This is a genomic window from Streptomyces sp. NPDC059828, from assembly GCF_042731955.1.
Classification (GTDB): domain Bacteria; phylum Actinomycetota; class Actinomycetes; order Streptomycetales; family Streptomycetaceae; genus Streptomyces.
Genome location: NZ_JBHWIW010000001.1, coordinates 20,150 through 32,608, shown reverse-complemented (window position 1 = coordinate 32,608; position 12,459 = coordinate 20,150). Strand labels below are relative to the sequence as shown.

Below are 12,459 nucleotides of genomic sequence, written 5' to 3'. Positions count from 1 at the left end.
GTCCCCGGCACTGGGCCGGGGATCGACGCCATACTAAGGTAAGGGTTACCTAATTCACAGGGTGCCTACGGCTTCCCCGGAGAGGGGGTTCCGGCCACACTTGCCCTGTAACGGACGCTGGACGACCGGAGGTTGTGGATGTGGGGACCATAGGCCCTGTCCAGGCGGCAAAAGGCCCCCGCGCCGCCATGCTGCTCCTGCTCGCCGGCACGCTGCTGCTCGCGCTCTGCGCCCTGTCGATGGCGTACGGCGCCCTCAGCGTCCCACTCGACCAGGTCTGGGACACCCTCCTCGGTGACGCGCCCAACTCCCGTGTCTCCGACGTGATCTGGTCCGTACGCCTTCCGCGCACCGTCCTCGGCCTCGCGACGGGAGCCGCGCTCGGTCTGTCGGGCGCTCTGATGCAGGCGCTGACACGCAATCCGCTCGCGGACCCCGGCATCCTCGGGGTGAGCGCCGGTGCCGCATTCGCCGTCGTGCTCTGCGTCGGGGTGCTGGGGCTCGGCTCGGTCTACGGATACATCTGGTTCGCGTTCGGCGGAGCGCTGGCCGCGAGCGTCCTGGTCTACCTGCTCGGCGGACTGGGACGGTCGGGCTCGACCCCGGTCAAGCTCGCCCTCGCCGGTGTGGCGGTGACCTCGCTGCTGTTCTCCCTCACCAGCGCCGTCGCGCTCACCGACCCCGACGCCCTCAACCGCTACCGTTTCTGGTCCGCGGGTTCTCTGGCCGACCAGAACGAGCAGGTGCTGCTGAGGGTGCTGCCGTTCCTGGTGGCCGGCGGCATCCTCGCCCTCACCTGTGCGCGTGGCCTCAACAGCCTCGCCCTCGGCGAGGACGTCGCGAAGTCCCTGGGGCTCGGGGTCGGACTGGTCCGCCTCCAGGGGGTCGTGGCCGTCACCCTGCTCACCGGCGGAGCCGTCGCCGTCATCGGCCCCGTGGTCTTCGTCGGCCTTGTCGTCCCGCATATCGCCCGCATCCTCGCGCAGTACGCGGGAGTCGGCCCCGACCACCGCTGGCTGCTGCCCCTCTCGGCGGTCCTCGCCCCGTCCCTGCTGCTGGCCGCCGACATCGCCGGACGGCTCATCGCCCGCCCGGTCGAGATCCAGGCCGGTGTCCTGGTCGCCTTCATCGGAGGACCGTTCTTCATCGCGATGGTACGCCGCCGCCGACTCGCGGAGCTGTGACCCATGACCACCGACACCGCACCGGTCCCGGACAGGGAACACACCGCGGCTTCGCGCCAGCACCTGGTGCGCACCCCGGGCCGGTTCACCTACCGGCTCCCCGTTCCACCCGTCTCCGGCGTGCTGAGGCCCAGGCTGCTTGTCGTCTGTGCCGTGCTCGGCGCCGCCACGGCCGCGCTGTTCTGGGTGGGGCTCACCATCGGGGACATCCCTCTCCCGTTTCCCGACGTGCTGCGCGCCGTGGTGGGCACCAGCGACCCCGGCACCGAGCTCATCGTCCATGAACTGCGTCTGCCCCGTGTGCTGGCCGGCCTGCTCGTCGGCATCGCGTTCGGCGCCTCGGGCGCACTGCTCCAGACCCTGACCCTCAACCCGCTGGCGAGCCCCGACCTGATGGGTATCACCCAGGGCGCCGGCACCGCCGTCGTCGCCGGCATCGTCCTCGGCTGGGACCTCGGTCCCGGGACCCAGATCCTGGGGCTGCTCGGGGCGCTCACCGCAGCGCTCCTGGTGTATCTGCTGGCCTGGAAGCGCGGTACCACCGGCTACCGGATCGTCCTCGTCGGTGTCGGCGTGGCCTGGATCTGCACCAGTGCCACGGACTATCTCCTCGCGCGCGGCCGGCAGTTCGAGGCCCAGGCCGCGCTCGGCTGGCTCGTCGGCAACCTCAACGGCCGCACCTGGCAGCAGATCGGCCCGCTCGCCCTCACCCTGGTGGTGCTGCTGCCCGCGGCGGTACTGCTCGGACGGCTGATGCGCACCCTCCAACTCGGCGACGACATGGCCCGTGGCCTCGGCACACGGGTGCAGTCCGTCCGCGTGACCGCACTGCTGTGCTCCGTCGGCCTGGTCGCCTTCGCCACGGCGACCGCCGGCCCCGTGGCCTTCGTCGCACTCGCCGCCCCCCAGATCGCCCAGCGCCTCGCGGGCACGGCCCATCCGCCGCCCCTCGTCTCGGGGCTGACGGGTGCCTTCGTCGTGCTGCTGTCCGACCTGGCTGCCCGGAAGGCGATTCCCGGTACGGAACTCCCGGTCGGGATCGTCACCGGCGTGCTCGGCGCACCCGTACTGCTGTGGTTGCTCGTCCGCGCCAACCGCGCCGGCTCAGGAGGCTGACAACGTGTCATCGACGTACGAGAAGCACACCGAAGCCGGCGGACTGCCTCCGGCCGGCGTGGATCCGGGGGAGGGGCACGCCGCACCGCCCGGGGCGGGACCTGACCTGCGGGCCTCGGGACTGCGCCTCGCCTACGACGAACGGATCGTTGTGGACGGCCTCGACGTGGCGATCCCCCCGGGACGCGTCACCGTGATCGTCGGCGCCAACGCCTGCGGGAAGTCCACGCTGCTGCGTGCCCTCGCCCGGCTGCTGAAGCCCAGGGCGGGAGCCGTGCACCTGGACGGACGCTCGGTCCACTCCATCCCGACCCGTGTGCTCGCCCAGCGGCTCGGCATCCTGCCCCAGTCGCCCGTGGCCCCCGAGGGCCTGACCGTCATGGACCTGGTGGGGCGGGGCCGTTCACCCCACCAGACCTGGTGGCGGCAGTGGTCCGAGGCCGACGAGCGTGCCGTGGACGAAGCGCTGCGCGCCACATCGATGACGGGGCTCGCACACCGCGCCGTGGACGAACTCTCCGGTGGGCAGCGCCAGCGCGCCTGGATCGCCTTGGCGGTCGCCCAGGGCACCCCCGTGATGCTGCTCGACGAGCCCACCACGTATCTCGACCTCGCCCACCAGATCGACGTCCTCGACCTCGTCACCGATCTCAACCGCCACCAGGGCCGCACGGTGGTGATGGTGCTGCACGACCTCAACCACGCCTGCCGCTACGCCGACCACATCATCGCCATGAAGGGCGGTCGCGTCGTCGGCGAGGGCACACCCGCCGAGGTGATCACCGCCTCCACGGTGGAGGAGGTCTTCGGACTGCGCTGCGTCGTCGGTGAGGATCCGGTCAGCGGGGCGCCGATGGTGGTCCCGGTGGGCCGCCACCACACATCGCCGCCCGCTGAAAGCGCTCCGGCGGGTGTCAGGACTCAGGGCCGGGCAGTGAGATAGCCCCCCATGGTGCGGAAGTAGTCCGCGGCGGCGAGCTCGGTACCGTCCTCGGTCCGCACCCGCCTGATCACAAGCCCCGGCAGGCGCCCCGACCGGGCCTCGGCCCCGGCGACGATGACGATCCCGTCGCCCTCGCGAATGAAGATGCGCCCCGGGGTACCCCCGTAACGCCCTTCCGAGACGGCGGCGGAGACGATCCTGATGCGCTCCCCGCGGTGGTGGGTGAAGGCGTTCGGGTACGGGTCGCACTGGGCGCGGACGAGGCGTTCGAGTGCTTCGGCGGGCCAGCTCCAGTCGATCCGGCTGTCCTCGAGCGAGCGTTTGTGGAAGAAGCTCGACCGTGAGGTGTCCTGAGGCGTCCACACGGCCTGCCCGGAGGCGATCAGGTCGAGCGCTTCGGTGACGATGGGGCCGATCAGGTCCACCGTCCGGTGGAACAGGTCCGTGGCGGTGTCGGTGGGCCCCACCGGCACCGAGCGCTGGAGCACCACGTCGCCCATGTCGAGCTCGGCGTTCATTCGGTGCGCGGTGACACCGACCTCTCGCTCGCCGTTGATGAGGGCCCAGATCAGCGGTGAGAAGCCGGCGTACGCGGGCAACAGCGAGTCGTGGATGTTGAGGGTGCCGTGCGGGGGGAGGTCGAAGATCTCGGGGGGCAGCCAGGTGCGCCAGTTGTTGGCCACGATGAGGTCCGGCTCGGCGCGCTCGATGCTGCGGAGGAGCTCCTCGTCGTCCGGCCGGTTGCGCAACAGCACGGGCACACCCTGCTTCTCGGCGAGGTCGGCCACCGAGTCGCTCCAGATCCTCTCGTAGGCGTGCTCGCTCTTGGGGTGGGTGACGACCAGGACGACCTGGTGCCCGGAATCCAGCAGCGCCTGAAGCGTCCGGTGTCCCCAGGTCTGATAGCCGAACATGATGACCCGCATATGAGCCCTCCTCAGCCATTGAAAGGTAAGGCTTACCTTATCTAACATGTGTCTGCTCGGGGGAGCCTGTGTCTCCACTCCGGGGACACCGAGAACCTCTTGGGACCGAGACCCCCTTGGGGGAGGCGATGACGCGATGACGACATTGCACAACGACCGGGAGCACGACCGGGAACCCGTCCACGATGTTGTGGGCATCGGCTTCGGACCGTCGAATCTGGCACTCGCCATCGCGATCCGGGAACGCATCGCGAGCACCCCCGGCCTGGAGGGTTTCCGCGCCGCCTTCCTGGAGCGCCAGCCCCATTTCGGCTGGCACCGGGGCATGCTCATCGACGATGCCACCATGCAGGTGTCGTTCCTCAAGGACCTGGTCACCCTGCGCGACCCGACCAGCGACTTCAGCTTCCTCTCCTACCTGCAGGACCAGGGCAGGCTGGTCGACTTCCTCAACCAGAAGACCCTGTACCCCCTGCGCATCGAGTTCCACGACTACCTCGAATGGGCCGCCGCACGCCTCGCGCACCTCGTCGAGTACTCCGCGGACGTGGTCTCCGTCCGGCCCGTCACGGAGGACGGCGAGATCCGCTGGTTCGACGTCATCAGCCGCGACCCGGCCGCACCCGGGCGCCGCACCGTCCGCCGCACGCGCGCCATCGTCGTGGCGACCGGCCTCGAGCCGCATCTGCCTCCCGGCACCGTGCTGTCCGAACGCGTCTGGCACAACAGCGAGTTACTGCCACGCGTCGGCGAACTGCTCCACACCGGCACGCCCGTGCGCCGCGCCGTCGTCCTCGGCGCCGGACAGAGTGCCGCCGAGGCGGTCGACTTCCTCCACCGCAGCTTCCCGGACGCCGAGATCTGCTCCGTGTTCGCCAAGTACGGCTACACACCCGCCGACGACAGCCCGTTCGCCAACAAGATCTTCGACCCCGAAGCCGTCGACGTCTACTTCGGGGCACCGCGCGACGTGAAACGGTCGCTCTTCGACTACCACCGCGGCACCAACTACTCCGTGGTGGACATGGACCTGATCCAGTCCCTGTCCCGGACCATGTACCAGGAGAAGGTACGGGGCAGGCAGCGTCTGCGCATGATGAACGTCTCCCGCATCCGGGAGGTCGGCACACACGGGGCCGGTGTCCGGGTGACCGTGGAGTTCCTGCCGACGGGGGAGCGCGAGCTGCTGGCCGCCGATCTGCTGGTGCACGCCACCGGCTACCAGCCGCGGGGGCTCGGTGACGACCTGGGCGAGGTCGGCAAACTCTGTCTGCGCGACGAGGAGGACCTCATCCAGGTCGGCCGCGACCACCGTGTGGTGACCGTCCCGAAGGTGGCCGCGGGGATCTACCTCCAGGGCGGCACGGAACACACGCACGGCCTCACGTCGACCCTGCTGTCGACCACCGCGGTACGCGCCGGCGAGATCTGCTCATCCCTCCTCGCCCGGACCGAACCCTCCTAGCGCGGCAACGGTGTTCGGTGTGAGCGGTGGCCAGGGGTCACTGGCGTCGACGCCAGACCGGCTACGGCCGGTCGTGCGAGCGCACCAGCGCCGCGAGCACACCGGCCTCCGGCCTCGCCGCATCGACCAGGACCTCGACCGAGAGGCCAGGCAGCCACAGTCGGACGTAAGTGCCGCCGCAGTTCTGGCACTTCGGCGGTCGAGGTGACGGCAACGGCGTACTCCCTGCAGGTATGGCGGTACGGCGCCGGCGAACCGGACGGATGCCCGCCAGCACCGAGGCCGCAGCTACGGCCTCGCGCTGTTCCTGGCCGGAGACGCGCGGACGAGACGCTCAACAGCGAGGGGGCGATCCGCAGGACCCCGCACCGGGCTCGATCAGGAGGTCGTGGTCGTCGATCGCTTCAAGGGTTCCCGCTGTGCCGGTGATCGGGTTTCCGGCTCTCCCGGCCACGCATCCGGGAAACTTGTACGGGAGCATGTCCATCATGACAGGTCAGCGGCGTTTTTCGTAGGACGGAACGCACAGTTCGTGAGCCTTGTCCGATCCGCTCCCCGACGCCCAGAATCTCCTTCGTGCATCACCCGGAGACAGGGGGAATATGGGGAAGATCGATCATGACGCGGTACTGCGGGCTCGCGTGCTGCTGCTGGGCTCCGGCCGGCCGAGCCTGCTCGAACAGGTTCACGCGTACCGGACTCTGGCGGAGGTGAGCCCGAAGGCGTACCTCCCGAAGCTGGTCGACGCGCTCCTCTCGACGAGCTACCGCAGCCGGGACGTGGAGGTGGAGCTGGCGCTGATCACCGAGGCGGTCGAGGCAGCGCGGAGGATCGAGGCCGGGGCGCCGACCCGGGCAGAACGGCTGTGCAGGGCGCTGGACGCCTACCAGCGGTCTCTGTTCGCCCTCGGGCGCAGAGCAGAGGGACGTGCGGCCTGTGAGGAGATGGCCGGGGCTGGAAGAAGCGGGCGGCTGGCGAACATCCTGGCGGAGGAGGGGCGCTTCCGGGAGGCCGCGGAGCTCAACGAGAAGGCGGCCCGGAACGGCATACCGGAGCATTCCTTCTGGAACATGGTCGAGTGGGCGGCGAACCTGGAGGGTGCCGGCCTGCACGATGAGGCAGCGGCTGTCTTCCGCGAGCTTCTGGACGAGTCCCGGCGCGGGGCCGCCGACCAGCGCACGTCACTGGCCATATTCACCTGGGAGCTGGTCCATTACTCGCGGATGCGCGAGGCCGCCGGGCACGGGGCGGACGCCACAGCCATCCGGCGGGAGGCCTTGACCGTTCTGGAGGAGCTGGCGACGACGGGCGATCCGAGGAATCCGAGCTGCGTCCTCTCGTGGTGGGTCACACTGTTCGCCCTGTCAGGGCGGGCCGACGAACCAGCCGCGAGCGCTGAGTCCCCGATGCCGCCCTTCGGCACCAACCTCAGATGGACGAACGACACGAGGGATGCCTTCCTCGGCACTCTGCCCGAACTCGAGGCGCGGGCGGCGGGACTGCGCGACGCGGGCCGACTGCCTGAACTGGTCGACGTCCAGCGCAGAATCATCATCCGCGCGGCCCTCCGCAAGGGCGACGACCCCCGCCAGTTCGCGGAGCGGTTCACGCCGTACTTCGACGAGGGCGTGGCACTCGCCCGCCGCCTGCCCGACGACCCCGCACGCCTCGCCCGGGCCTTGACGGACCGCTCGATGTTCCTCGTCGCCGCGCGGACCTTTGAGCCCGCGTACGCGGACTTCGCCGAGGCCGTCGTCCTCCTCGACATCGCGTAGCCCCGCTCCGGGCCAAGGAGGCTTCCTGCCCACAGATCTGCTCCCGTCTCCCTGATCGGGCACCGTCATGTCGCCCATAAGCGTTCCATGACCGTGTTGGCTGCCACGTGGCGTCCGTGCTTTCCGTGGAGGAGCGCCCAAAGAGACAGGCTCAAGCCTGTGCGGCAGGGCTTCTGCGTGGACTTCAGCTCCGCCGCCCAGCGCTGTCACAACGGGGCCGCGTGACCACCGCTGACAGGAGCCGGAACATGGCGACGGGCGAGGCGACCAGCAGTAGAGAGCGACCAGGCCGGGAAGGTTGTCCTACTCCAACGTCGGCGGACCGCAACGTCCGCGGCATGACGCGCTGGTGGGGGATCTAGCACCACCAACGCTCGCTGTCGCCCCACTCTTTCAACCTCAGCGTCAACTACTGCCGTCAGAGACCCAAGGAGCCCCGCCTGAAATCCGGCGGGGCTCTTCTCGGAACGACGCCGCCCGTTAGCTGTCATAACCACAGGTTTGCCAGACCTTCGGGTCCGTGAACTATTGATGGTGCCCTATTTCACCTTCACAGCGAACCCCCAGCTGCAACATCCTAGCTGGATTCACCTGCATTGAGGAAGCCCCGATAGGCGATCGCCACCAGCGTTGCGTATGCGTGAACCTCTCGCGCGGCCACCAGATCACTTCCCGTATATTCCGTACACAGAGCGCCGGCCCGAGCAATGACATCTTCGAGTTCCGCTATGACATCCGCGCCCGATGGCCTGAACACACCGGTCCTCATGAAGGCCTCGATCACCATGGCGTGCTCATCGGCCTCGCCAAGATCGGCGCGAAGCAATTTCAACTCCCGCGTCGATCCAAATGGCGGAAACGGCAGGCGACGCCAGATGGTATAGGCGTCCATCAGGCTCAATTCCATAGCCCCTCGCAATCTTCAGCCATTCCTTCGGGGAAGCGGATGATGCGTGACGACTTTGCCGTCCAGCGACGTGATCAGAAACTCTCCCGTATCCTTATTGACGTACTTGAATCCCTTCAGCTTGTCTTCATGGGCTCCGATGGGTGTTAGATGCTTCTCCCAGCCCGCTGACCCGCCGGGTTGCGACAGACGCCGAGCCAGTGCCGCGGCATTGTCGAGGTACTCCTGTTGCGTGTAACCAAGCGGCGCACCGTGCCTATTGTAATGATCCATGAACTGCTCTCCAGGCGTGTCGAAGGTGGCGCGGTGGAACGCACCATTGACATCTTCGACGGGGACCGTCAGGCACGGTATTGCGTCAGTGTTGTGGACCAGAACCGGCACGGCGCCGGCGAGTACGTAGTAGGTGTGGAGGTCGTTGACGGTCAGGTTGTACGCAGGCTGCAGGGTTTTCCAGTGACGAACCTTCGCCACCTCGACGTTGTCGCCGGTGGCCGTGCGGAGAGTGTCACCCGCGTTCAGGTCTGCTGCGTCGGTCCACGTCCTGGTCTTCTCGGACCAGAAGGGGTGGTGGTCGGTGGCCGTGACCATGTCTTCACCACGAGCGGCGCTCAGGGTGATGTCGGTGAAATCGCGGTCGTCCGGGGTGTAAATGGTGGCTTCGACCCCACGGGGGCCCGATACTCCCGTGATCGGATCCGTGGCCTGGACCATGTCACCCGTGCGGACCTGCTCGATGGGCTTGGTGGTCCGGTCGCCCATGAGGACCCGGGTACCAGCCGGGAAGCTGTTCCTGCCCGGGCAGCTGGGCGCCTTCTTCAGGGCGGTCACGATATCGTCGAAGAGCTTCTTGGCGTCGGGGCCGTACTTCTCCGCGTAGCGGGTGAGCTTGACGGCTGTGCTCGCCCAGCCGGCGAAGGGGATCATGGCGGCGCAGGCCAGGCCGGCGTCGACCCAGGCGCCTTCGCGACCGATCGGGTGGAAGTACTGGACGGTCCCTTCGATGGCGTAGATCCCGCAGTTGATGCCGTCGGCGATCTCGCCGAAGAGCGGGATCGTGCCGAGGATGTCGAGGCCGAAATGTATGACGTCCAGGTGGACACCGGGGGGCGTACCAGGAGGGAGCTGCTTGGTGGTGAGGAACCGGTAGATGTGGAAGCCGGTCCAGGCGACCTTGACGATCGCCTTCTTCTTCGCCTCTGCCTCCGCGCGCAGGCGCTCCTGTACCGCCTTCTGGTACTGGTCGGTCATGTAGCGCTCGACGGTCTTCGTGTAGGTGTTCCGAGCGCTCTCGCGGCTCTGGCCGGCGGCGACGGCGGAGACACGCGCCTCTTCCGCGGCGTTCATGGCGTCCTGGGCGTAGCCCACGGCGGCCTGGAAGCTGGCGCCGGCTTGGACGGCCGAGTTGTCGGCGCGACGGACGGCGTCGGCGGCCTGCCTTTCGGCGTTGCGCGCGGTGGCCGCTGAGGCGGCTGCGGCGTTGGCCGAGTTGCGGGCGCTCTGGGCGGACTCGGCTGCCTGCTTGGCCCAGTCGGCGGCCTTGTCGGCGTAGGAGCGTGCGGTGATCGCGTGGTTGTGGGCGGCGTTGGCGTCGTCCTGGGCGTTGGCCGCGTTCTCGGCCGCCGCGTAGGCGTCCTGGAAGGCGCGGGCGGCGATCTCGCTGGAGGAGGCGATGATGGCCTGGACCTGCGCGACGTGGGCGGCGTTGAGCTGGTCGCGGCGCTTCGCGCGGTGCTGGCCGGACTCGATGAAGGTGCGCAGGTTGGTGTCGGGGCTGGCGAGCGCGGTCTCCGCTGCCGCCTTGAGCTCGGGTGTGCCGCCTTCGGCGAGGCGTGCTGCCTCGACGCGGTCGTCCTCAAGACGGGCCTGGTGCTGGCCGACGGTGAGGAAGGTGTCGAGAGCCTTGGGGTCGGAGCTGTCGAGGGCCTTCTTGGCGTCTTCCTTGACGCCGGGGCCGCCGGCTTCCGCGATGCGGGCGACCTCGATGCGGCGGTCGGGTGCCGCCTCCTGGTACTGACCGGTGGTCAGGAAGGTGTGGACCTGGGCGGGCGTGCCCTTGAGGGCCTCGGCCGCGGCCGTGCGCAGGTCGTCGTAGGCGCCGGTCTGGGCGAGGGTGTTGACCTCGTCGCGTTCGTCCTGACCGCCGGCCGTCTTCCAGTCCGTGCTCGCGTAGGCGACGACAGCGGCGTCGTCACCGGCGAGGGCGGCCTCGGCTGCGGCGCGGGACCAGGGGCCGCGGGTCTGCACCGCGATCAGAGCCATCTTGCGGCCCGTCGTGGCGATGTGGGCCGGGTCCGCACCGGGCTGGCGGGCCTGGTCGGCGAGCTGCATGAAGTCGACGTCGAGCTTGATCGCCTCCTGCGAGACGCGGGCGACCTCGGCCTTGGCCAGGTTGTGGGTCTCTGCGGCGTCCTTGGCCTCGTTGACCAGCGTGTGGGTGCGGCTGGCGATCTCCTCGGCCTCGGTCTTACGGGTCGTGGCCTGGATGTCCTGCGCCTTCTTGACGGCCTCGCCCGCGGCCTGAGCGGCCTTGAGCGCCTCGTCGGCAGCGGCCTTCGCCCGGTTCGCGGCCTCCTGTGCGTCACCGGCGTGTTCGGCCGCCTTGCGGGCGGCTTCGGCGGCCTTGCGGGCATGAGCCGCGGCCGAGCGTGCCGCAGTGGCGGCTTCTCCGGCGGACGAGGCGGCGGCAGCCGCGTTGGCCATGGCGATGCCGGTGGCGCGCTTGGCCTCGGCGGCATGCCGGCGGGTGGCGGCGGCAGCAGCCAACGCGTTGCCGTACTCCACGCCGGACTCCTTGGCCCAGTTCGCGGATTCCGTGGCGGCGTCCGCCGAGGCGTACATGTCGCTGATCGTGTCGAGCGTGGCCTGCATGGTGCGCTGCAGGTTGACCGCGGTCTTCTGCATGGCCTCGGCCGAGTCGGCGATCCTGGAGGAGGCGGCGGCCGCCTCGTCGGCCGCGGCCGCGACCAGCGCGTTGTGCTTGCCCGAGCCCGCTGCGTCCCATGCCCGGCTCGTGGCCTTCGAGGCCTGGAGGGCGGCGTCGGAGGCATTCCGGGCGGCGATCGCTCCGGCCTGCGCGGCGGCGTTGGCGGCCTTTGCGGCCGAGATCGCGGTGCGGGCGGCCGCAGCGGCCCGGCGGCTGGACTCCGCGGCCCGGCGTGCCGCGTCCTTGGCCCGGACCGCGTCCTTCTTGGCCGCCGCGCTCTCGGCGGCTGCCTTTGCGGTCTCCTCCTTGGCCAGCCGAGCGCTGGTCTTGGCCTTCTCCGCCTGTTCCTCCGCGACCCTCTTTGCCTTCTCCGCCGCTGTGCCGGCGTCCTTGGTCTGCTCGGCCAGATCGGAGATGGTGGCGTGTTCGCGGTCCTGGGCGGCGGTGATGTGCTGCCCGTAGACGAGGAACTCGCGGACCTCCGCGATGCCCGACCGGAGGGCTTCGGCAGCCGCGCGCTTGGTGGCGGGACCACCAGTGGCCTCGATCTGTGTGACGCGGACGCGGGCGTCGTCGTCGCGCTGCTTGTACTGGCCTTCGGTCAGGAAGGCGCGGATGTCGTCGATCGAGCCCCGCATCGCCGCGTTGCCGACCTCGCGGACACCGGCGCCGCCGGTTTCGATGGCGCGCGCTGCCTCGACGCGCTGGTCGTCGGCGAGCGGCTGCTTCCAGCCGTCCTTCATGAACGCCGCGAGCTCTTGCGGGGTGCCGTCCAGGGCCTTCGCCGCGGCCTCACTGACGCCGGGGCCCGCTTCGGTGACCAGCTTGAGGGCGGCTTCCCTCAGGTCGAGCTGCTCGGCGACCTTCTGGCCGTCGGCGATGTACTTCCGGATCTGCTCGTCGTTGCCGACAAGTGCGGCTCCAGCGGCGGACTTCACGGCGGGGCCGCCGCTCTTCCACAGCTGCATGACCTGTTGACGGTCGGTCAGCTGACTGCCCGGATCCTCAGCCGCTGCGGGCACGGCGGACACCAGGCTCGTGAGCAGGGCCAGAGGCAGTACGGCGCCGGCGACCATTCCGCCGCCAGCGCGTCTCCTCCCCGTGCCTCTCGGTATTCGGGCTGGTTTCTGGCGCACTGAGCGTGCTCCCCTCTGGTCAATTGAGCGTTCTGCCGGTACGAGCGGCGCGGCAAAGCACCGCAAGACGGCTTGGTTTGT

9 protein-coding genes are annotated in these 12,459 nt (G+C 69.4%); 5 read left to right on the top strand and 4 right to left on the bottom strand.

Features of this window, described 5'->3' with window-relative positions; translation table 11 throughout:
• Positions 1–188: 188 nt before the first annotated feature.
• The 3 genes from ACFV6V_RS00125 to ACFV6V_RS00115 are packed head-to-tail and all read left to right on the top strand — an operon-like array spanning position 189 to position 3,243.
• A complete protein-coding gene (locus ACFV6V_RS00125; RefSeq protein WP_385556675.1) occupies positions 189–1,184 on the top strand; it encodes a FecCD family ABC transporter permease in 996 nt (331 codons plus the stop codon).
• Between the two features lie 3 nt (positions 1,185–1,187).
• Positions 1,188–2,300: a FecCD family ABC transporter permease gene (locus ACFV6V_RS00120; RefSeq protein WP_385556672.1), complete on the top strand. Its 1,113-nt coding sequence runs from the start codon at positions 1,188–1,190 to the stop codon at positions 2,298–2,300.
• Between the two features lie 58 nt (positions 2,301–2,358).
• Positions 2,359–3,243 (top strand): ABC transporter ATP-binding protein, encoded by an 885-nt coding sequence (locus ACFV6V_RS00115; RefSeq protein ID WP_385557119.1) that lies wholly within the window; start codon positions 2,359–2,361, stop codon positions 3,241–3,243.
• Here the strand turns inward: ACFV6V_RS00115 and ACFV6V_RS00110 are convergent.
• The gene (locus ACFV6V_RS00110) at positions 3,222–4,169 is read right to left on the bottom strand and encodes a methionyl-tRNA formyltransferase (protein ID WP_385556669.1); all 948 of its coding nucleotides are present in this window, start codon (positions 4,167–4,169) and stop codon (positions 3,222–3,224) included. The two genes, ACFV6V_RS00115 and ACFV6V_RS00110, sit on opposite strands and share 22 nt — an antisense overlap.
• Before the next feature lie 136 nt (positions 4,170–4,305).
• Between ACFV6V_RS00110 and ACFV6V_RS00105 the strand changes: the two genes are divergently transcribed.
• Positions 4,306–5,634, top strand: coding sequence for a lysine N(6)-hydroxylase/L-ornithine N(5)-oxygenase family protein (locus tag ACFV6V_RS00105; RefSeq protein ID WP_385556666.1), 1,329 nt, complete (start codon positions 4,306–4,308; stop codon positions 5,632–5,634).
• 61 nt (positions 5,635–5,695) lie between these two features.
• Here the strand turns inward: ACFV6V_RS00105 and ACFV6V_RS00100 are convergent, their stop codons facing one another.
• Positions 5,696–5,848 (bottom strand): hypothetical protein, encoded by a 153-nt coding sequence (locus ACFV6V_RS00100; RefSeq protein ID WP_385556663.1) that lies wholly within the window; start codon positions 5,846–5,848, stop codon positions 5,696–5,698.
• A 388-nt stretch (positions 5,849–6,236) separates the two neighbouring features.
• Here ACFV6V_RS00100 and ACFV6V_RS00095 point away from each other — a divergent pair, with 388 nt between their 5' ends.
• Complete coding sequence (locus ACFV6V_RS00095; RefSeq protein ID WP_385556660.1) at positions 6,237–7,409, top strand: hypothetical protein; 1,173 nt, start codon at positions 6,237–6,239, stop codon at positions 7,407–7,409.
• Positions 7,410–7,986: 577 nt separating this feature from the next.
• Here the strand turns inward: ACFV6V_RS00095 and ACFV6V_RS00090 are convergent.
• Complete coding sequence (locus ACFV6V_RS00090) at positions 7,987–8,316, bottom strand: hypothetical protein (protein ID WP_385556658.1); 330 nt, start codon at positions 8,314–8,316, stop codon at positions 7,987–7,989.
• A gap of 15 nt (positions 8,317–8,331) precedes the next feature.
• Positions 8,332–12,318, bottom strand: coding sequence for a polymorphic toxin-type HINT domain-containing protein (locus ACFV6V_RS00085; protein WP_385556655.1), 3,987 nt, complete (start codon positions 12,316–12,318; stop codon positions 8,332–8,334).
• Positions 12,319–12,459 lie beyond the last annotated feature (141 nt).